Source organism: Pedobacter jejuensis, from assembly GCF_003725795.1.
Taxonomy (GTDB): domain Bacteria; phylum Bacteroidota; class Bacteroidia; order Sphingobacteriales; family Sphingobacteriaceae; genus Pedobacter; species Pedobacter jejuensis.
In genome coordinates, this window is sequence record NZ_RBEE01000023.1 from 387,197 (window position 1) to 406,847 (window position 19,651).

Here is a 19,651-nt window from a genome sequence, read left to right on the forward strand (position 1 = left end):
TAAAAAAAAGTAATCATCTGTAATACAGAAAATTATATATTAAATAAATATTTAACTACTAAATCTATAGATTTTATATACTTATTTATATATTTGCTCAACATTTATCATTAACCAATAATATGTCAACCAATAAGTGCTAAAATCATGTCAATCTATTTTCAATATCCTAACATAAATGAGTATGAGAACTTAATTTATTTAATTCAAACAGAAAACACTGAAATGCGAAACAATGATGTTGAAGATAGAATTAATCAGCAACATATTGAAGAATTTAAAAGATTTTTTAGCCTTAAAGCTTGTTTGATATTTTGGCCAGTTGACCGATTGGAAGGTTCAGGTTTCATAAACCTTTGCATAGTGGTTCGAATCCACTACTTTGCCGCTAAGTGTTTTTTTTAAAATGCACTTAACCTGATTCTGCTCAATCAGGTAAGATTTGGTTATCTTATATTTGTTTTGTTGTTAGTGAAGGCTATCCGCGATGGATAGCCTTTTCTTTTTCTATCCTTTGCAAATATCTAGCTAAGAATTGATTAATTGATGTTGGCATGTCGGAGCAAAGAACATCAAAATGATATAATATTTCAGCTCTAAAATATTTTTCTTAAAAATCTTAAAACATTTTATTTGCTTCTTGGTTACTTATATAATTCACATTATACTAATCTTTTACAGATTAATTTGTTTGGTTTAAAAAAGGGATTTATGGATATAAATCCCTTTTCTTTTACACCAAGTTTTTAAATCCTATATTCGTTCTGGTCAACATCAAATTCTAAATTTAGATGAACAGAAAACATTTCCTTTCTTCATTTATTGCAGCAGCAACAGTCTTACCCACGTTTAAAAGTTTAGCACATTCTGTCGAAGATGAGCAATTTTCATTTAAAATCCCATCTTATTTAAACCCAGGAGATACAATAGGAATTACCAGTCCGGCTGGATACATTACATTAGAACAGGTACAGCCATCGATTTTACAGATGCAGAATTGGGGTTTCAATATTAAGATTGGTTCGACCATTGGCAAAAGAGACTTTACCTATGGCGGTACAGATACAGAGCGATTGAATGATTTTCAGGAGATGCTCGATGATCCTAATATTAAAGCAATAATGTGTGCTCGTGGTGGATATGGCTTCGTAAGAATTATTGAGCAACTGGACTTTACCGCTTTCAAACGTAATCCGAAATGGATAATTGGTTTTAGCGATATTACCGTTTTGCATTGCCACCTGGCAAAGAATTATAGAATTGCCTCCATACATTCTAAAATGTGTAATAGTTTTCCAGATGATTGGAGCAAAGCGGAACCCATACAAATTGAAACCATTTTATCGATAAAAAATGCTTTAGTTGGTGAACAAATGATTTATTCTGCGCCGAGCAATATTTACAATCGCATAGGTAAGGCAAATGGAGTATTAGTTGGTGGTAATTTAAGCATTATTGAAACTTTGGCCGGAAGTGATTCTGATTTGGATACCAAAAATAAAATTTTGTTTATCGAAGATACAGGCGAATACCTCTACAGTATCGACAGGATGTTGTGGAATTTAAAACGAAGTGGAAAACTAAAAAATTTAAAAGGCTTAATTGTAGGTGGTTTTAAAGTTAAACTCGATGATGTGGGTGAAGAATTTGGAAAATCAATCTATGATATTGTATTGGAAAAAGTTTCAACATACAACTACCCTATTGCATTTGATTTTCCAGTTGGCCATCAACGAAATAATTTTGCTTTGAAGTGCGGTGTAAGTCATAATTTGGAAGTTGGTGCAAGTGGCACTACCTTAACGGAAGTATAGGTTTGTCCAAATTTATGATGCGAAGGATAACCTTAAGCGCCATCAAAGCTATTGCAAATAGAATGAGTACCACAATTAAAAGTTGATTAATAATTTTGTATTTTTGATTAATAAGAAAAGGTTATGACAATAATTGCACATCCAAAAAATAAAAAGCAAGAGGCTGCCATAGAGGCTGTTTTGAAAGCTTTAAATGTATCTTTTGATAAGGAAGATAAAAGTCCTTACAATCCTGAGTTTGTAGCTAAAGTGAAACAAAGTTTAGCCGAGGTGAAAAAGGGAAATGTTACACGAATAGAAGACCCAAATAATATATGGGAAAGTATTTTATAGATATTGAAAAGAAAGCTAAAAAACACTTAGAAGCTCAATTTAAATCTGGTGATAAGGCATCTATAAAACGCATCGACCAGATATTTGTAGAGTTATCAGAACATCCAGAAACAGGAATTGGTCAGCCAGAAAAATTAAAATACGATTTAACAGGTCTTTGGTCTAGGAAAATAAACAGGAAAGATAGAATGATTTATCAAATCGAAGACGATATTGTAACCGTTACAGTTATCTCAGCTTTAGGTCATTACGATGATAAATAAAAGTTAAACAGTTTTTACTTCGCTTTCAGCATAATCTTCAATATCAGTTATATAGCCATTAATTAACAGAAAATCGAACAACGGTTTCGCCTCAGGAGTTACCGGCATATTGGAAGTATTAATCACCTCATTGGTTTTCTTATCTAAAAACGGATATGCAAATAAACGGACATTGGTATTAAACATGTCGTTTACATAACTCAATAACTGCCCGGCATAATTTTCACCTTTAAAGTTTGATGAATTGAACACAAACTTCAAGTTGTTTATGTTTGTTGCTAAACCCACACTTTTAGGTTTGCAGCGGGCTAAATATTTGGCTAATCGGTTATGGCGGGTAAAGTTAGATACAATTACAATGTTTCCGGTATCACACATTTCTTGTGCCCTCTTTGCTACCGTTTCCAAATCAATATCATCAGGGGTTTCCTGTTCGCCGGTTAGCACATTGGTTAGTAAGACTTCAATCATCACGGCCAAATTACCATCTTCTACCTTATTGGTGCGCTTAAACTGGTCTGTTGCTTTGTTAAATAAGTTAAAGTTTGGTAATGATTTCTGACCATATTTGGTTCTCAAAATCATAATGTCTTTTTTATACAACAAATCTTTAGCCTGGCGGGGATGTGCGTCTGAATCAAAAATTGCCGCTGCCGAAAAATCTTTCATAATCATATACAGATTAAGCAAGATATTATCAACTTCGGGAAAAGCCGGACCTTTAACCGAAATTAAATCAATTTCTACGGAACCAATGGTTAAATTATCTGCTAAAGATTCAACCATTAATTTTGGGTCTTGATAATGATAAAAAGCCGCATATAGCAAATTCACACCGATAATGCCCAACACACGTTGCTGCATATTAACATCAGTATCGAGCAAACGAACATGGAAAAATATTTCATTTGGGAAACCACCAGGCTCGTTTTGAAAACGAATTCCGACCCAGCCATGAGGCTCATTGGTACGTTTATAATTTAATGTAGTAACTGTATCAGCAAATGCAAAAAATGTTCGCTTCTCGTATTTTTCACCAGATAAACGTTCGTTTAATAAACCGAATTCATGGTCGAGCATTTGTAAAAGCCTGTTCTGGCTAACATATCTACCATTGGTTTCTGCTCCGTAAATGGCATCACTAAAAGTCATATCGTAGGCCGACATGGTTTTAGCTACAGTTCCAGATGCTGCACCAGCATTAAAAAAGTTTCTAGAAACCTCTTGTCCCGCTCCAATTTCGGCAAATGTGCCATAAATCCTTGGGTCGAGATTCACTTTTAATGCTTTACGTTTAGTATCTAAAATTTCTCTTTCCATGGCGCAAAAATAGCAAAAATCATTAGTTCATTGGTATCATTGACTTATTGTTTAGTTGGGTAAAAAATAAACTATACCTGAAAAAACAAATAAGGTCAACGTTATCCAACGTTGACCTTATAAAACCTAAACTTAAACTATTATGAAAACTTTCTCTCGAGAAATTTTTTATTAAGAAACTACAATTTCTTTATGTTGTAATTTCGAATCATCTTTTTTATTGATGCTAATATGTAAAATACCTTCTTTGTATTCGGCTGTAATTTTATCGGCATCGGCTGTATCTGGCAAGTTAAAAGACCTAGCAAATGAGCTATAGTCAAATTCTTTGCGGGTAAAATCTTTTGCTGCTTGGGTTTCATCTTTTTTAACTTCTACCCAAACAGAAAGTGTATCTTTTTTTAAGTTGATTTGAAAATCTTCTTTCTTTAAACCCGGAGCCGCTAATTCTATAACATAAGCTGTTTCATTTTCGTAAATATTAACATTTGGCGATTTATCTACCATTTTGTTTTTAGTTACAGCATCACTAAACAATGAATCGAAAACGTTGTTGTAATAAGGAGCTGTGTTACGGGTTCTGTTGTTAAAATTTACAAGTGTCATATCTCTGATTTTTTATTTTTTTAATTGATATTATCCTTTATTCAACTTATATACCAAACCAAATATTTATGATTTTTAAGACATTATGGCAAAGTATTACTAAATCAAAAGACAAATTGTCAGAAATAAGAAACTTTTCCGACAAATTCAACTACAAAACCAACATTCATCTACGTTTTATTGATTTCGATTTAATGGGTCACGTAAACAATTCGGTTTATTTTACTTATTTAGAAATTGCCAGAACCAAATATTGGGAGGAAATTATAAAATGGGATTGGAAGAAAACCGGAATCGTGATTGCTCATGCAGAATTGGACTACATTCAGCCTATAGTGATGAATGATAAAATTGCAATTCACGTTAAAACTTCAAGAATTGGGAACACCAGTTTTGATTTAGATTATCAAATTGTGAAAATTAAAGGAACAGAAGAAGTAATTTGTAGTAAGGGAAAAACGGTTTGTATAGCAGTAGATTATAGTACAAGTAGACCTACAACTATTCCAGAGGCAGAGAAACAAAAAATGTTAGGTTTCGAGCAATTAAGCTAACAAATTTGATTCGTCATGCTGAACTTGTTTCAGCATCTTAATTATATAATAAAAATATTAAGCAGGCTGTATCATAAATACGAAGCGTCATGTTGGGCCTGTCGAAGAACCTGCAAAAACTACCATTTGGGGTATTTGATGCTTCGACAAGCTCAGTACAGGCTTTTAGCCTAACGTAAGAAGATTTAAAGATAAATTGATTTATGAGACAGCCTATATTAACTAAACTAATCTGGCATAATTTTTCCAGGATTTAGAATTCCATTCGGGTCGAAAACTTTTTTAATTCCACGCATTAAGTTCAAATGTATTTCAGAATATTTAATTGGCATAAATTCTTTCTGAACCAAACCGATTCCGTGTTCACCAGATAACGTTCCACCTAAAGCTGTTGTTAATTCGAAAATTTCAGCGATACCAAATTTGAGTTTATTTTTCCAATCTTCATCACTCATGCCTGCTTTAATGATGTTTACGTGAAGGTTTCCATCACCTGCATGACCATAACAAACACTATCGAAGCCATATTTTGCCCCGATTTCTTTAATGCCATTAATTAATTTCGGCAAAGCAGCCCGAGGAACCACAGTGTCTTCCTCTTTGTAAACTGAATTTGCCTTCACAGATTCGGCCATTGTTCTACGCATTCTCCAAAGTTCTTCCTTTTGCGATGCCGTATCCGCAAATAAAACTTCTGTACAATTGTGTTCTTCTAAAACGATATTTGTTTTCTCACAATTCTTAAAAATATCATCTAAATCATCGCCATCAAATTCAATCATCAATAAGGCAGCAACATCGTCTTTCAAATCAAATTTTATATCATCAAATTTAATTACCCACTCCACTCCTTTTCGCTCCATAAATTCTAAAGCTGATGGCGTTACGCCTGCCCTAAAAATTGCTGAAACAGCGGCACAAGCATCCTCATTTGTGCTAAAAGAACCCATCATTAAAACCGACTGACTCGGTTTTGGCAAAAGCTTGGTTACAATTTTAGTTACCACAGCCAACGTCCCTTCTGAACCAATCATCAATTGCGTTAAGTTATAACCCGATGCATATTTTAAGGTATTTGCACCAGTCCATATAATATCACCGTTTGGTAAAACAACTTCCAGATTTAAAATGTATTCGCGAATGGTTCCGTATTTCACAACTCTTGGACCGCCAGAACCATGTGCCACATTCCCACCAATAAAACATGAGCCTTTACTACTTGGGTCAACAGGATAAAATAATCCTTTTTCGCCAACAGCATTGATAAATTCTTCGGTAATTACACCAGGTTCAACAGTTGCTTGCAGGTTTTCTGTATCAATATCAAGTATCGATTTGAATTTTTCCATCGATAAAGAAACCCCACCGTAAATTGGTAAAGCTGCCCCGCTTAATCCCGTTCCGCCACCACGAGGCGTTACCGGAACACGGTGTGCATTACATATTTTTAGCAAAGCAGATATATCCTCTGTCGAAGTTGGTTTCACCACAACTTCCGGCTGGTAACGCAAATCTTCAGTTTCATCATGACTGTAATTATCCAAACTTTCCGAGTCGGTAAATACTTTGTCATCGCCAATGGCCGATTTAATTTCTGCTAAAATTGCTGCATTTATTTTGGTAAAATTCATTTCTATTTCGCTGATGTGTAGGATAATTGAACAAAAGAATGGCCGATTTGTCCTGGCATTGGTGGATTTAATTTTTTTATACTGACATTAATTGTTTGTACAAAAGGATATAGCTCAATAACTTTGGTAATCATATTATTCAAAACGGTTTCCAAAAGCTTTTGGGTATTTTTCATTTCTTCTCGAATAATTTTATTCAAATCTTCATAATTTACCGTTTGAGCAAGTTCATCATCAAAACCATGAGGTGAAAATTCAGTTATTAAATCGATAATAAAATGATTTCCAATAAGTTGCTCTTCTGGATAATAACCATGCAAAGCAAAGCATTTTACATCTTTTAAAGCTACTGTTTGTTTAAATTGACCCATGTATAATTTGTGTGGTGTAAAATTATATTTTTATTCATGAATATCATGCCCCTTGCCGTAAATTGTTACCTTTGAAATTGAACGGATTTCTTAACTAGATAATACGAAATTACATGAGCAAATCAGTAAAAAAAGACCTGTACGAGGCACCAGACTACTATTTTTTGGATGAATTGTTAACGGATGAACATAAACTTATACGTTCTACAGCACGCGAATGGGTAAAAAAAGAAGTGAGTCCGATTATTGAAGATTTCGCTCAGAAAGCAGAATTTCCTAAACATTTAATAAAAGGATTGGCGGATATTGGTGCTTTCGGTCCCACGATTCCGGCCGAATATGGTGGAGCAGGTTTGGATTACACGGCTTATGGAATTTTAATGCAGGAAATTGAACGTGGCGATTCTGGCATTCGTTCTACTGCATCAGTTCAAGGTTCTTTGGTTATGTATCCTATTTACGCTTATGGAAGTGAAGAACAACGTAAAAAATATCTACCAAAATTAGCCAGCGGCGAAATGATGGGCTGCTTTGGTTTAACTGAACCAGACCATGGCTCAAACCCAGGCGGAATGGTTACCAATATAAAAGATGCCGGTTCGCATTACATTTTGAATGGTGCTAAAATGTGGATTAGCAATGCTCCTTTTGCAGATATTGCAGTTGTTTGGGCTAAAGATGAAGCAAGTAAAATACGCGGAATGGTTGTTGAACGTGGAATGAAAGGTTTTTCTACACCAGAAACGCACAATAAATGGAGTTTAAGAGCATCGGCAACCGGAGAATTGGTTTTTGATAATGTTGAAATCCCTAAAGAAAATATTCTTCCTAACATTAGTGGTTTAAAAGGTCCGTTGGGTTGTTTAAACCAGGCACGATATGGCATTGCTTGGGGTGCACTTGGTGCTGCAATGGATTGTTATGATACGGCACTGCGTTATTCAAAGGAAAGAATTCAGTTCGGAAAACCAATTGGTGGTTTTCAATTGCAACAGAAGAAATTGGCAGAAATGGTTACCGAAATCACCAAAGGTCAGTTACTGGCATGGCGTTTAGGTGTGCTGAAAAGTGAGAACCGTGCTACAGCAGAACAAATTTCGATGGCAAAAAGAAACAGTGTTGAAATTGCATTAGATATTGCCAGAAATGCCCGCCAAATGCTTGGTGGAATGGGGATAACTGGAGAATATTCAATTATGAGACACATGATGAATTTAGAATCTGTGGTAACGTACGAAGGAACGCACGATATACACTTACTAATTACAGGAATGGATGTGACGGGACTGAATGCATTTAAGTAAAAATAGGATTTTTAGGATAATAGGAATTTCAAGATAAACAGTTGATGAGAGATTACAAAAAATACACATACATACCAGCAACTCCTGAAGAGGTTTATTTAGCGCTTACAAAAGACATCAGCATTAAACTCTGGACGGGTGCAGAAGTTGAATTTGAAGAGAAACCCGATACCGAATTTTCTTTTTGGGATGGCGACATCGTAGGGAAAAACATAGAGTTTGAAACCAATAAAAAAATTGTTCAACAGTGGTATTTTGGTGAAGAGGGCGAACCATCTATCGTTACCATTAAACTGCATGCAGATAAGTCTGGAACTTCTTTAGAATTTAAGCAAACCAACATACCAGAGGAAGATTATAAAGATTTTACTGAAGGAATTGAAGAGTATTTTATCGGTGGATTGGTTGATTTTTTTGACGAATAAAACATTAACTTCTTATTGCTGTTTAGATTTTAACCAATAAATAAAATCATGAATAAGACGATAGGACTAATATTAATTCTTGTTGGAATCGCAATGCTGGTTTGGACCGGCTTTACATACACACGAAAAGAAAAAATTGTAGATGCTGGACCGATACAAATCTCTGCCGACAGAGAAAAATCAGTTAATTGGCCGCCTTATGCTGGTGGGATAATTTTGGTAGCTGGCGTTTTTGTATTTGTAGCATCGAAAAGAAAATAATTAAAACGTCATTGCGAGGCACGAAGCAATCTATTTTCTCACAAGATTGCTTCGTGCCTAGCAATGACGACTTATAGTAATTATTATATATCGTTGCTATAAACCGACCTTATCTCGTCTCGTAAATTGTATTTCGAGGCCATAACTTCTCCATAAGCGCCTGCGCTACGGATAGCAAAAATATCACCTCTGAAAGATTCTGGCTGCTCAACTTCTTTACCGAAACAATCTGTGCTTTCACAAATTGGACCTACGATATCATATTTAATTTGAGATTTTAGATGTACGATTTTAGATTGACTCAAGTTTTCGATTTTATGGTAAGCTTGATATAAAGCCGGACGCATTAATTCTGTCATGCCTGCATCTAAAACCACAAAGTTTTTCTTCTTACCATTTTTAATGTACAACGCTCTTGTAATTAAGGATGCAGATTGACCAACTAACGCTCTTCCCAACTCAAAATGAACCTCTTGATTGGGTTTAACCTCTAAAAATTCATTAAAAATATTAAAGTAAGCGTTAAAGTCAGGTATTTGATTATCAGGGTTATAATAATCGATACCTAAACCACCACCAACGTTTAAAACTTCTAAAGTAAAGCCTTTATCTTCAAACCATTTCGCAAATTCGTTTACACGAACGCAAAGATTTTTATATACATCGAGGTTGGTAATCTGCGAACCGATATGAAAATGTATCCCAATAAATTTAAGGTTTTGCGATGCTTTTAAAGTTTCGGCACATTCCGGCAAATCCCAGGAATTGATACCAAATTTATTTTCATCCAAACCTGTAGTGATGTTATGATGTGTATGCGCATCAACGTTTGGGTTAATGCGAATGGCTACCTGGGCAGTTTTACCTTTTGCAGCAGCAAGTTCATTCAAAACTTCCAGTTCCTGAATGGATTCTACATTAAAGCAGAAAATATCCAAATCCAAAGCATCATTTATTTCTTTATCAGATTTACCAACGCCAGCAAATACGATTTTTTTATGGTCGAAACCCACTTCAACAGCTCTTCTAACCTCTCCTGCACTTACGCAATCGGCACCAAAGCCAATGCCTTTAATTTGCTCGAGTAAAACCGAATTAAAGTTTGCTTTTAATGCATAATGAATGTGAAATTTGAAAGGAGCAGCAGCATCAGCACAAGTGTGCAAAGTTTTCTGCAACAATTCGGTATCGTAATAGTAAAATGGTGTTTCTATATTGTTAAACTTTGATATATCTTTATCGGCGAACATGTTCAAATTCCTTATAATATTTTTAATTTTATTTTTTGGGCTAATTTATTGGGGCAATTACCTCGATTTAAAGCATGGAAGAATTACCCAGAAACAATATAACGGCAAAATCCGATTTTCTATCGTGTTATTACTGATTTTATTGTTCCTTATATTTATCAAAAAATGAAGATTATTGCTGCCATATTCATCGTTCTCATTATCTCTTTAGGCTTATTTAATTCCTACAAAAAATATAAAAACGAATTATTACCATCAAACTTTTTAGCTTTTCATCTGCTTATTGGCTTGCTTGTAATTACAGGTGCTTTTTATCTTCTATTCGAATAATCTATTGTGCAAACTCCTCAAAGCTTCTGTTTTGTACTCGCTTAAAATCAATAAAGAAACGTTGTAGTTGCTTCCTCCGTAAGAAATCATGCGAATAGGAATGTGTTTTAAGCCTTCTAAAACACGACTTGCAAAACCATGTTTTTCTGAGCCAAAATCGCCAACTACACAAACAATGCTATGGTTGGTATCCACTTCTACGGTACCAAAACTTTCCAATTCTTCGATAATTTTTGGAAGATTTCCGGTTTCATCAATCGTTAACGATACCGCAACTTCCGAAGTAGTAATCATATCGATTGGTGTTTTATAACGCTCAAAAACTTCGAAAACACGGCGTAAAAAACCATAAGCCAGCAACATTCTGCTCGATTGAATGCGGATTGCCGTAATGCCATCTTTCGCAGCAATGGATTTTATTTTGCCTTTTTCGCTATCATGGGTAATTAAAGTTCCGGCAGCGCTCGGCTCCATGGTGTTTAATAACCGAACCGGAATTTTATATTTCTGTGCCGGAAAAACCGATTGCGGATGCAAAATTTTCGCACCAAAATAAGCCAATTCTGCCGCCTCATCGAAAGATAATTGTGCAATTGGTTTTGTTCCTTTCACAATACGAGGGTCGTTGTTGTGCATGCCATCAATATCTGTCCATATTTGAACTTCTTCGGCCATAATTGCAGCACCCAATAAAGACGCAGTATAATCACTACCTCCGCGGCGCAAATTATCAACTTCACCAAAGCTATTTCTACAAATAAATCCTTGTGTGATGAATAATTTATTGCCTTTGTTTGCTTCTAGCAATGGCGTTAAATGCTTGGTTGTAAATGGAATATCAGGCTCGTTATCCTCATCGGTTTTCATAAAATCTAAAGCCGGCAGTAAAACAGATTCTACTCCGATAGATTTTAAATAAATGTGATATAAGGTTGTTGATAATAATTCGCCTTGCGCCAAAACCACTTTTTCTTCAATTGAAGTAAAAATATCATTGGTTAAAACCGCTAAAAAGCTGAAATGATAATCAATTACTTCGTTTCCCATCTCCTGAAAATCAGCAGCAGGTAAAAGTTCGATAACAAAATCCTTATATTTTTGGTATAAATTTTCAACACATTCGCTGCCCTTTTTCTTATCGCCAGCCAAAAAATAATTAGAAATTTCTACCAAACTATTTGTAGTACCAGATACGGCTGATAAAACTACAATCTGTTCTTCATTTGGATTAATGATATCCAATAACTTCGTCATTCGCTCGGGACTACCTACTGAAGTACCCCCAAATTTTAATATTTTCATTTAGTGTTTATTGAAATTTAATGCTTGTGCAAAATCATACTATTGGTTCGAATAAATATGATGCTTGCAATTGCTAATTTTTGCCCTACCCGATTTAAAGACGACCTCAACTTTTCATTATTTAATGCGATATTGAAAAAGTTAGGATGGTATCATCATTAATACCGGATTTTCTTTATTATTGTATCGGGGCGTGAAAATAAGCAAAACAAGCTTAAAAGCAACAACCTCAACAAAATAAAATTTGGGAAAGTTTAATTTATTTTGATAACAAGCAAACTTCCACCTAGTAATTTTTGTTCAACACCAGATATTAAATTAAAATAAAGCTCAATGCAAGCAATTGACCAATCAACACAAGCTACCATTAACCAATGGTTAAGCGGCAATTACGACGAAAAAACCAAGGCAGAAATTCAAGCCCTTGTCGACCAGGATGCAACCACCGAACTTACCGATTCATTTTATAAAAGTTTAGAATTTGGAACAGGTGGTTTACGTGGGATTATGGGTGCAGGTTCAAACCGAATCAATAAATACACCATCGGAACGGCAACTCAAGGTTTAGCAAATTACCTGAATAACAAATACCCGGGAGAAAAAATTAGCGTAGCCATAGCGCATGATAGCAGAAACAATTCTGATTATTTTGCGAAAATTACAGCTGACGTTTTTTCAGCGAATGGAATACATGTTTATTTCTTCGAGGCTTTAAGACCAACGCCAGAATTATCATTCGCGGTGCGCCATTTCGGTTGTAAAAGTGGCGTAATGTTAACCGCATCTCACAATCCGAAAGAATATAATGGCTATAAAGCCTACGGTGCAGATGGTGGTCAGTTTACTTCGCCAGATGATAAATTGGTAATTGATGAAGTGAATAAAATTCAAAGCATTGACGAAGTGAAATTTGACAGAGTTGATGCAAATGTGGAGTTGATTGGTGAGGCTGTTGATAAACTGTATTTAGATGGAATTACTGCACTTTCAATATCGCCTGATGCCATCAAAAGGCAACACGATTTGAAAATTGTATACTCTCCTATCCACGGGACCGGAATTACGTTGGTACCAAAAGCTCTTGAGCAATTCGGTTTTACAAACGTTACTTTAGTTGAAGAACAAAGTACGCCTGATGGTAATTTTCCTACAGTTGTGTATCCAAACCCGGAGGAAAAAGATGCGTTGACTTTAGCCATTAATAAAGCAAAAGAAATTGATGCTGATTTGGTTCTGGCAACTGACCCTGATGCAGACCGTGTTGGTATTGCAGTTAAAGATAATGATGGCGAGTGGGTTTTACTCAACGGTAACCAAACCGGAAGTTTATTAATCAATTACATTGTTTCGGCTTGGGAAGAAAAAGGTAAACTGACTGGTAAAGAATATGTGGTTTCTACCATTGTAACTACAAGCTTAATTAAAGCAATTTGCGATGCTAAAAACGTGGAATACTTCAATACTTTGACAGGTTTTAAATGGATTGGGCAAGTGATTACCAATTTACAGGGCAAAAAAACTTTTATTGCAGGTGGTGAAGAGAGTTACGGTTACTTAATTGGTGATTTAGTTCGCGATAAGGATGCTGTGGTTTCTGCTGCTTTCATTTCTGAAATGACGGCTTATTACAAAGATAAAGGTGCGAGTTTGTACAATGCTATGTTGGATATGTATGTGGAATATGGTTTGTACAAGGAGGATTTAGTTTCGTTAACAAAAAAAGGAAAAACAGGTGCTGAAGAAATTAAAGCCATGATGGAGAAGTTTAGAAACAATCCGCCAGTATCTTTAGGTGGTTCTAAAGTCTCGATATTGAAGGATTACGAATTGAGTCAGGAAACTAATTTAGCAAGTGGAAAAGTAACTAAATTGGATTATCCGGCATCGGATGTGCTGCAATTTATCACTGAAGATGGAAGTATAGTTTCTGCCCGTCCGAGTGGTACGGAGCCAAAAATTAAATTCTATTGCAGTGTTAACGCACCATTAGCTGATAGAGCAGATTTTGCTAAAGTAAACGGAGAACTTGGTGATAAAATTAAAAAGGTAATGGCCGATTTGCAGGCTTAGATTTTTAAATTGCATATTTTAGATAGCACAGATGAAGAATTTTATCTGTGCTTTTTTTATAGTAAATTGAAAATGACGGCAATTCCCCAATATTAAGGAGAGCATTTCTATAGTAGATATTAATTCCAATCGACAAATTGCATTGTCATTTATTTCAATCACAGACTATTATATTTATACATATTACTTGCCAACCTCAATTTCGTTTGTACATTTGCAGCGAAATACAATGTTAAAAAGAGCCCTTATATTTTTTCTCGTAATCTGTACAATTTCAAATTGCTACATGCAATTAATTGTGTTTTCGGGTTATCAAATGAATAAGGAATACATTACCTCTGTATTTTGTATAAATAAGGCACATCCAGAATTGCATTGCGATGGGCAATGTTTCTTAGCTAAGAAGCTAAAAGATTTGGATGGTAGAAACAAACAAACTCAAGATAATTTAAAAAGAATTATTGAGGTAGAACCTCAATTTAAGGTTATTGCAATCAACTATAACGTACCTTACTTTATTATTAAATCAGAAAGTGGTTATTTAGAAAAACCAATCAAAAACCTTTCGATTTCTATTTTTCATCCACCGAAAACGGTTTAAGCAAATTTTATTTTACGGTTCGTCACCTTGAGCTCATTTCAAGGTATCAATGGCTATTTGGCTTTACATTGAAGATGCTGAAATAAATTCAGCATGGCGACCCTATTCTTCTTATTTCACTTATCCAATTTTCAAAAAATGAAAATATCACAATACTTATTGGCATTGCTATGCCCTATTATCCTTTTATCATCGTGTAACAAAAGCGATGACGATGTTGCAACAGATACAAAATCAAGTTTCACTTTAGAATTCGAGCACCAAGTAAATGGTTCGCCATTAGCTTTAAATACAACAACTTACAAAAATGCTAAAGGCGAAGATTTTAAAATCAACGTATTTAAATATTACGTTAGTAATATTAAATTAAGCAAGGCCGATGGTACAACTTATTTGTTGCCAGAGAGTTACTTTTTAATTGATGAATCAAAACCAGCATCGAAATTAATTACAGTAAATGATGTACCAACAGGGGATTATACAAAAATTGAGTATACCATTGGTGTAGATTACGCCAGGAATTTTGCTGGTGCCCAAACAGGTGCTCTAGACCCCATAAACGGCATGTTTTGGACGTGGAATAGTGGTTATATTTTTGTTAAACTCGAGGGAACTTCGCCACAATCTACAGCAGCCAATAACCTTTTAACTTTCCATATTGGCGGCGTTGTCGACCCAAATAACACCATCAGAACCTATTCTACTGAAATTAATGCAGCTAATCCATTGAGAATCAGAATGGATTCTAAACCGGATATGCACTTTATGGTAAATGCAGCATCTTTATTTACAGGTACAACCGATGTGAGTTTTGCAACGTTAAATTTCACGATGGGTGGAGCGAATTCAGTAATCGTGGCCAATAATTACGCGAAAGGTTTATTCCGTTTAGACCATATTCACAATTAAATGATAAGGAAATTAACCGTCTTCGCAGTGCTTTTTATAAGCATCGCGTTGATGTATGCCTGTAGTAAAAATGAAGATGAAATTATGCCAGAAGAAAAAGCAATAACTTTTTCTGTTCCGTCAAATTTCCCTGCTCCGGTATATAATTTTGAACAAAATAAACTTAGCAACGCAGGGTTCGCCTTGGGCAAAAAGCTTTTTTATGGTGCTCGTTTGTCGGCTGATAAAAGTGTATCATGCGGCAGTTGTCACCAACAATTCGCTGCCTTTGCAAACCTCGACCATAAGGTTAGTCACGGCGTAAACAATTGCCAGGGTAAAAGAAATGCTCCGCCCCTTTTCAATTTGGTGTGGCAGAAGGCTTTCTTTTGGGATGGTGGCGTGAAGAATATCGAAACATCACCACTAAACGCAATTACAGATGCTTGCGAAATGGGAACGAATATCGAAACCATTATCACCACTCTGAAAAACACTACACCTTATCCCGAAATGTTTAAAAAAGCCTACGGCTCTACAGAAATTAACTCACAATTCATTTTAAAATCTATTACCCAGTTTTTGGGAGTGCTGGTTTCTGGCAATTCTAAATATGATAAAGTAATGCGTAAAGAAGGTGGGATTTCATTCACTTCAGACGAACTAGCCGGTTACACATTATTTAAGCAAAAATGTACTTCTTGCCACGCAGAGCCTTTCTTTACCGATTTCTCTTATCGTAATAATGGTTTGGATTTGGTTACTATAGATGAAGGACGTTCGCACATTACAGGCGTTCAAACTGATTTCGGAAAATTTCGCGTACCAAGCTTAAGAAACATTGAATATACTAGTCCATACATGCATGATGGGCGTTTTTACAGTTTAGATGAAGTTTTGGAACACTACAATTCTGGCGTAAAAGCAGCTGAGAACTTAGATGCTGAATTAAAAAGTGGTATCCAATTAAACAGCTTAGAAAAATCACAAATCAAGGCATTTTTAAAAACTTTAACAGACAATGAATTTATCAAAAATACATTATATAGTGAATCGTAAATTATTGGTTTTAGCTTTGCTTTTAGTAAGTAGCAATGTTTTTGCCTGCGATATTTGCGGTTGTTTTATGGGGATTACGCCATACTATAATCGCAACAGCATCAGTCTCTTATACCGTTATCGTTCATTTAATGGTTACAATGGGCAATCACATTCCTTATTTCCAAACGGGGGTAATTTTTTCATTCCAGCCAGAAGTCAGGATTCGCCAATAACTGGTCACAATGGGAATCCTGAAGATTACGAATTATACCGCTCTTTAGAAATCAGAGGTAAATATTTTATCAATAGTAAATTGGAAATCAATGCCATTTTACCTTATGTTTCAAACAGCGAACGCTACAATGGCTACACCTCAACCGTTGGTGGCATCGGCGATGTAAATTTATACGCAGGTTATCATTTGGTGCAAAAACTTGAAGATAATTTTAAGCAGCAGCTTATTGCGGGCGCTGGAATTAAACTTCCAACTGGTAAAAATGATTTTAAAAACACGGATGGTATTCGCTATTCATCTTTACAACAGGCAGGAACAGGTAGCACTGATGGCTTTGTTTACCTAAATTATTTGGTTGGTTTGGGCAAGTTTGGTGCAAGTTTAAATACATCATACAAAGTAAACGGAACCAATAACCGCGACGAGGGAATTGCCAACAGCACAACCAGTTTTTTAAACATTTTTTATACACAGTTAGTTGGCAAATATGTTCAGGTGATGCCATCTGCTCAGTTTTTTTATGAATATTCTGGCGGAGAAAAATACAATGGTGTGAAAACTGGTGAACATGTGATGAATAATTTAATGGGCGGTGTTGGTGCCGATATTTTTTATAAAAACATTGCACTGAATATGGGCATTCAAAAAAACATTTGGGAGGCAGAAACTGATCATCCAATGAGTGCTGGTAAAGTTTATGTTGGTATTACTTATAATTTTTAAAATATGAAACAAAGAATAATAATGGCAATCGGCATAATAACATGTTTATTTAATGCCTGCAAGACCGAACCCGATGCACAAGCTGTTCGGAAAGAAGTGCTAAACATACATGATAAATTGATGATGGATGGTGAGAAAGTGATTAAAAATAGGATGAAATTAGACTCGGTTCTGAAATCTAATAAAATTCATTCAGCAACTGATTCAGTAAAAGTCGCAGCATTAATCAATCGACTTAACAAAGCAGATGAAAATATGATGGATTGGATGCATTTCTTCAAAGATGATTTTAAAGGCAAAACCAAACAAGATGAATTGGATTATTACAAATCGGAAATGATAAAAATCAGGGCTGTAGAAGATGAATATATTAATGTTACTAAAGCGTCTGATTCGGTTTTGAAGGTTTATAATGTTTTGCCAGGTGAAGGCATGGGTATTCATAAGCATTAATTTTGGCTACAAATTTTGAAGATTAGAACAGATTCAAAAACTTGGTCTGTACTAATCTTCAGGATATTCTTAAATCAAAAGCCCAAATAATTCCTTTCTCCAAAACAGAGATTGTATATTTACATTATTAATAAAATACCATGAATAAAATAATTTTTTCGATAGCAGTTTGTTTGCTATCCGTTACCATATTATCATCTTGTAAACAAGAGAAAAAACTGCCATTTTATGGCGAACGGCATGCTGAAACCACTACAGACGCTAATGGTACAGAAAAGGTTGATACGGTTTATCAAACCATTCCGAGTTGGTCTTTTTTAAATCAGGATAGCGTTGTTACAACCAATAAAGTAACGGATGGCAAAATTTATATAGCTGATTTTTTCTTCACTTCTTGCACAACCATCTGCCCTACTATGCATCGAAATTTAATGACAGTTTATAACGATTTTAAAACCAACCCTGATGTGATGTTTGTTTCACATACTATTGATTTTAAATATGATAAACCATCGGTTTTGAAGAAATATGCCCAAAAATTAGGTGTTGATGGTGCTAAATGGCAATTCCTTTATGGAAGTAAAGACAGCGTATACACCTTAGCAGAAAAAAATTACTTGGTTGCTGTTGGCGAAGATAGTACCGCTAAAGATGGTTACATTCACCAAGGCTATTTGGTTTTAATTGATAAAGACCGAAGAATCCGTGGTGCATATGATGGAACCAAAACCGACCAGGTGGAGCAGTTGAAAAAAGATATTCCGGTTTTGTTAGCAGAATATAAAAAATAGAATTATAATTTTAGTCGTCATTTCAGCCTAAATGGAAACCTCTTTGAAACCAATTAAAAAGATTTCTCAGTTGCATTTTATTCCGCTCGAAATGACGACATAATTTAACAAAACACATGCGCAAATATATCATCAATTCTTTTTTCCTGGTTTCGGTTATCGCTGTAATCTATTCATGCCAAAATCAGGAAACCATTGATTTACAAAACTATATGTCGAATGGTAAAAGTGTTTATGTTGCAAAATGCCAAAACTGCCACGGCGAAAATGGCGAAGGATTAGGTCAGCTGGCGCCACCTTTAACTGATACTGTATTTTTAAAAACCAATAAAAATAGATTGGCTTGCATTATTAAAAATGGTGCAAACGAAACATTTGTAATCAATGGCAAAGAATACAAAGAAAAGATGCCTGCATTCCCTGAATTGGCTGACATTGATGTAGCTCAGGTTATGGTTTATATAACCAATTCTTTTGGAAATAAACAGGGTTTTGTTGATTATAAGCAGGTTTCTACGCAGTTACAAAATTGTAAATAATTAATTCCTTTGTGTAATTGTGCCTAAAATAATCCATCTTTGCCCAAAATGCAGGTTGTTCTATCGCTGTTTCGAGTAAAATCGAGAGAGAGGAAAGTCCGGGCAACGCAGGGCATCTCGCTTTCTAACGGAAAGGAATTCAGGAATGAAAACCTGAATTACGGATTAGTGCAACAGAAAATATACCACCCGACTTTAGTGTTGGGAAAGGGTGAAAACGTGCGGTAAGAGCGCCCGAGCATTGCAGGTGACTGCAGTGGTTTGTAAACCCCGAGAGTTGAAAGACCAAATAGGCTAACGCATGTAGGGCTGCCCGTCCGATGTTAGTGGGTAGGTCGTTAGAGATAAACGGCAACGTTTATAGTGGATTAATGATAGAAATTCTGAGCAATCAGAAAACAGAACCCGGCTTACAGACCTGCATTTTTTTATTTCCTAAACAATTTTTGTTTATAAACCTGATGGGAATGACAGCCCCGATTTAACCATATGTCTATATTTTTTTGAGGTATGCTTGATTTTCGAACAGGTTTATATCGGGGCTGT

At 35.3% G+C, this 19,651-nt stretch carries 22 protein-coding genes, 1 tRNA gene and 1 other RNA gene; 18 read left to right on the top strand and 6 right to left on the bottom strand.

Annotated elements, in window-relative coordinates; all coding sequences use genetic code 11:
* Window positions 1-316: 316 nt before the first annotated feature.
* From D7004_RS20680 to D7004_RS12470, 4 genes are all read left to right on the top strand, one after another.
* Window positions 317-388: transfer RNA gene (locus D7004_RS20680), tRNA-Met, on the top strand.
* A gap of 403 nt (window positions 389-791) precedes the next feature.
* Window positions 792-1,814, top strand: coding sequence for a S66 peptidase family protein (locus D7004_RS12460; RefSeq protein WP_123206173.1), 1,023 nt, complete (start codon window positions 792-794; stop codon window positions 1,812-1,814).
* A gap of 123 nt (window positions 1,815-1,937) precedes the next feature.
* Window positions 1,938-2,147, top strand: coding sequence for a DUF2683 family protein (locus D7004_RS12465; protein ID WP_123206174.1), 210 nt, complete (start codon window positions 1,938-1,940; stop codon window positions 2,145-2,147).
* Entirely contained in the window at window positions 2,129-2,410 is a 282-nt protein-coding gene (locus D7004_RS12470; RefSeq protein WP_123206175.1) for a Txe/YoeB family addiction module toxin, read from the top strand. Before D7004_RS12465 ends, D7004_RS12470 begins: the two co-directional genes overlap by 19 nt.
* A 3-nt stretch (window positions 2,411-2,413) precedes the next feature.
* On the opposite strand, the gene D7004_RS12475 is transcribed toward D7004_RS12470, so the two are convergent.
* Window positions 2,414-3,730: a nicotinamide mononucleotide adenylyltransferase gene (locus D7004_RS12475; protein WP_123206176.1), complete on the bottom strand. Its 1,317-nt coding sequence runs from the start codon at window positions 3,728-3,730 to the stop codon at window positions 2,414-2,416.
* Between the two features lie 171 nt (window positions 3,731-3,901).
* Window positions 3,902-4,336, bottom strand: coding sequence for an Hsp20/alpha crystallin family protein (locus D7004_RS12480; protein WP_123206177.1), 435 nt, complete (start codon window positions 4,334-4,336; stop codon window positions 3,902-3,904).
* 68 nt (window positions 4,337-4,404) lie between these two features.
* On the opposite strand from D7004_RS12480, the gene D7004_RS12485 reads away from it, so the two are divergent.
* Window positions 4,405-4,890 carry an acyl-CoA thioesterase gene (locus D7004_RS12485; RefSeq protein ID WP_123206178.1) on the top strand — a complete coding sequence of 162 codons (486 nt, stop codon included), beginning with the start codon at window positions 4,405-4,407 and terminating at the stop codon, window positions 4,888-4,890.
* A gap of 227 nt (window positions 4,891-5,117) precedes the next feature.
* Here D7004_RS12485 and D7004_RS12490 read toward each other — a convergent pair whose 3' ends face one another.
* Entirely contained in the window at window positions 5,118-6,521 is a 1,404-nt protein-coding gene (locus D7004_RS12490) for an FAD-binding oxidoreductase (RefSeq protein ID WP_123206179.1), read from the bottom strand.
* Between the two features lie 2 nt (window positions 6,522-6,523).
* Entirely contained in the window at window positions 6,524-6,892 is a 369-nt protein-coding gene (folB, locus tag D7004_RS12495) for a dihydroneopterin aldolase (RefSeq protein WP_123206180.1), read from the bottom strand.
* 113 nt (window positions 6,893-7,005) lie between these two features.
* On the opposite strand from folB, the gene D7004_RS12500 reads away from it, so the two are divergent.
* From D7004_RS12500 to D7004_RS12510, 3 genes are read left to right on the top strand one after another with little or no spacing between them, the layout of a single operon-like run.
* On the top strand, window positions 7,006-8,196 hold the full coding sequence (locus D7004_RS12500; RefSeq protein ID WP_123206181.1) for an acyl-CoA dehydrogenase family protein: 1,191 nt from the start codon (window positions 7,006-7,008) through the stop codon (window positions 8,194-8,196).
* Window positions 8,197-8,240: 44 nt separating this feature from the next.
* Window positions 8,241-8,621 (top strand): SRPBCC domain-containing protein, encoded by a 381-nt coding sequence (locus tag D7004_RS12505; RefSeq protein WP_123206182.1) that lies wholly within the window; start codon window positions 8,241-8,243, stop codon window positions 8,619-8,621.
* A 48-nt stretch (window positions 8,622-8,669) separates the two neighbouring features.
* Window positions 8,670-8,882 (top strand): hypothetical protein, encoded by a 213-nt coding sequence (locus tag D7004_RS12510; RefSeq protein ID WP_123206183.1) that lies wholly within the window; start codon window positions 8,670-8,672, stop codon window positions 8,880-8,882.
* An 83-nt stretch (window positions 8,883-8,965) separates the two neighbouring features.
* Here D7004_RS12510 and lysA read toward each other — a convergent pair whose 3' ends face one another.
* A complete protein-coding gene (lysA, locus tag D7004_RS12515; RefSeq protein WP_123206184.1) occupies window positions 8,966-10,132 on the bottom strand; it encodes a diaminopimelate decarboxylase in 1,167 nt (388 codons plus the stop codon).
* 165 nt (window positions 10,133-10,297) lie between these two features.
* On the opposite strand from lysA, the gene D7004_RS20685 reads away from it, so the two are divergent.
* Window positions 10,298-10,462 carry a hypothetical protein gene (locus D7004_RS20685; RefSeq protein ID WP_167459486.1) on the top strand — a complete coding sequence of 55 codons (165 nt, stop codon included), beginning with the start codon at window positions 10,298-10,300 and terminating at the stop codon, window positions 10,460-10,462.
* Here the strand turns inward: D7004_RS20685 and D7004_RS12520 are convergent.
* Window positions 10,451-11,764, bottom strand: coding sequence for an aspartate kinase (locus D7004_RS12520; RefSeq protein WP_123206185.1), 1,314 nt, complete (start codon window positions 11,762-11,764; stop codon window positions 10,451-10,453). The two genes, D7004_RS20685 and D7004_RS12520, sit on opposite strands and share 12 nt — an antisense overlap.
* Window positions 11,765-12,097: 333 nt before the next feature.
* On the opposite strand from D7004_RS12520, the gene D7004_RS12525 reads away from it, so the two are divergent.
* From D7004_RS12525 to rnpB, 9 genes are all read left to right on the top strand, one after another.
* Window positions 12,098-13,834: a phospho-sugar mutase gene (locus D7004_RS12525; RefSeq protein WP_123206186.1), complete on the top strand. Its 1,737-nt coding sequence runs from the start codon at window positions 12,098-12,100 to the stop codon at window positions 13,832-13,834.
* Window positions 13,835-14,120: 286 nt separating this feature from the next.
* Window positions 14,121-14,435, top strand: a complete 315-nt coding sequence (locus D7004_RS12530; protein WP_123206187.1) for a hypothetical protein — start codon at window positions 14,121-14,123, stop codon at window positions 14,433-14,435.
* A 138-nt stretch (window positions 14,436-14,573) separates the two neighbouring features.
* A complete protein-coding gene (locus D7004_RS12535; protein ID WP_123206188.1) occupies window positions 14,574-15,344 on the top strand; it encodes an MbnP family protein in 771 nt (256 codons plus the stop codon).
* On the top strand, window positions 15,345-16,382 hold the full coding sequence (locus tag D7004_RS12540; RefSeq protein ID WP_244214327.1) for a cytochrome-c peroxidase: 1,038 nt from the start codon (window positions 15,345-15,347) through the stop codon (window positions 16,380-16,382).
* On the top strand, window positions 16,372-17,322 hold the full coding sequence (locus D7004_RS12545) for a transporter family protein (RefSeq protein WP_148042794.1): 951 nt from the start codon (window positions 16,372-16,374) through the stop codon (window positions 17,320-17,322). The genes D7004_RS12540 and D7004_RS12545 overlap by 11 nt, the downstream gene beginning before the upstream one ends.
* A 3-nt stretch (window positions 17,323-17,325) precedes the next feature.
* A complete protein-coding gene (locus tag D7004_RS12550) occupies window positions 17,326-17,775 on the top strand; it encodes a hypothetical protein (protein ID WP_123206191.1) in 450 nt (149 codons plus the stop codon).
* A 140-nt stretch (window positions 17,776-17,915) separates the two neighbouring features.
* A complete protein-coding gene (locus D7004_RS12555; protein ID WP_123206192.1) occupies window positions 17,916-18,566 on the top strand; it encodes an SCO family protein in 651 nt (216 codons plus the stop codon).
* A gap of 116 nt (window positions 18,567-18,682) precedes the next feature.
* A complete protein-coding gene (locus D7004_RS12560; protein WP_123206193.1) occupies window positions 18,683-19,105 on the top strand; it encodes a c-type cytochrome in 423 nt (140 codons plus the stop codon).
* 47 nt (window positions 19,106-19,152) lie between these two features.
* Window positions 19,153-19,534: RNase P RNA component class A (gene rnpB, locus D7004_RS12565), an RNA gene on the top strand.
* The last annotated feature ends 117 nt before the right edge of the window (window positions 19,535-19,651 follow it).

What these genes read in the sequence shown, in the direction of transcription:
- D7004_RS12475 (WP_123206176.1), bottom strand. Translation starts at nt 3,730, where the DNA reads ATGGAAAGAGAAATTTTAGATACTAAACGTAAAGCATTAAAAGTGAAT.
- D7004_RS12505 (WP_123206182.1), top strand. Translation starts at nt 8,241, where the DNA reads ATGAGAGATTACAAAAAATACACATACATACCAGCAACTCCTGAAGAG.
- D7004_RS12465 (WP_123206174.1), top strand. Translation starts at nt 1,938, where the DNA reads ATGACAATAATTGCACATCCAAAAAATAAAAAGCAAGAGGCTGCCATA.
- D7004_RS20685 (WP_167459486.1), top strand. Translation starts at nt 10,298, where the DNA reads ATGAAGATTATTGCTGCCATATTCATCGTTCTCATTATCTCTTTAGGC.
- D7004_RS12540 (WP_244214327.1), top strand. Translation starts at nt 15,345, where the DNA reads ATGATAAGGAAATTAACCGTCTTCGCAGTGCTTTTTATAAGCATCGCG.
- D7004_RS12485 (WP_123206178.1), top strand. Translation starts at nt 4,405, where the DNA reads ATGATTTTTAAGACATTATGGCAAAGTATTACTAAATCAAAAGACAAA.
- D7004_RS12560 (WP_123206193.1), top strand. Translation starts at nt 18,683, where the DNA reads ATGCGCAAATATATCATCAATTCTTTTTTCCTGGTTTCGGTTATCGCT.
- D7004_RS12490 (WP_123206179.1), bottom strand. Translation starts at nt 6,521, where the DNA reads ATGAATTTTACCAAAATAAATGCAGCAATTTTAGCAGAAATTAAATCG.
- D7004_RS12550 (WP_123206191.1), top strand. Translation starts at nt 17,326, where the DNA reads ATGAAACAAAGAATAATAATGGCAATCGGCATAATAACATGTTTATTT.
- D7004_RS12500 (WP_123206181.1), top strand. Translation starts at nt 7,006, where the DNA reads ATGAGCAAATCAGTAAAAAAAGACCTGTACGAGGCACCAGACTACTAT.
- D7004_RS12535 (WP_123206188.1), top strand. Translation starts at nt 14,574, where the DNA reads ATGAAAATATCACAATACTTATTGGCATTGCTATGCCCTATTATCCTT.
- D7004_RS12530 (WP_123206187.1), top strand. Translation starts at nt 14,121, where the DNA reads ATGCAATTAATTGTGTTTTCGGGTTATCAAATGAATAAGGAATACATT.
- lysA (WP_123206184.1), bottom strand. Translation starts at nt 10,132, where the DNA reads ATGTTCGCCGATAAAGATATATCAAAGTTTAACAATATAGAAACACCA.
- folB (WP_123206180.1), bottom strand. Translation starts at nt 6,892, where the DNA reads ATGGGTCAATTTAAACAAACAGTAGCTTTAAAAGATGTAAAATGCTTT.
- D7004_RS12460 (WP_123206173.1), top strand. Translation starts at nt 792, where the DNA reads ATGAACAGAAAACATTTCCTTTCTTCATTTATTGCAGCAGCAACAGTC.
- D7004_RS12470 (WP_123206175.1), top strand. Translation starts at nt 2,129, where the DNA reads ATGGGAAAGTATTTTATAGATATTGAAAAGAAAGCTAAAAAACACTTA.
- D7004_RS12510 (WP_123206183.1), top strand. Translation starts at nt 8,670, where the DNA reads ATGAATAAGACGATAGGACTAATATTAATTCTTGTTGGAATCGCAATG.
- D7004_RS12525 (WP_123206186.1), top strand. Translation starts at nt 12,098, where the DNA reads ATGCAAGCAATTGACCAATCAACACAAGCTACCATTAACCAATGGTTA.
- D7004_RS12520 (WP_123206185.1), bottom strand. Translation starts at nt 11,764, where the DNA reads ATGAAAATATTAAAATTTGGGGGTACTTCAGTAGGTAGTCCCGAGCGA.
- D7004_RS12480 (WP_123206177.1), bottom strand. Translation starts at nt 4,336, where the DNA reads ATGACACTTGTAAATTTTAACAACAGAACCCGTAACACAGCTCCTTAT.
- D7004_RS12555 (WP_123206192.1), top strand. Translation starts at nt 17,916, where the DNA reads ATGAATAAAATAATTTTTTCGATAGCAGTTTGTTTGCTATCCGTTACC.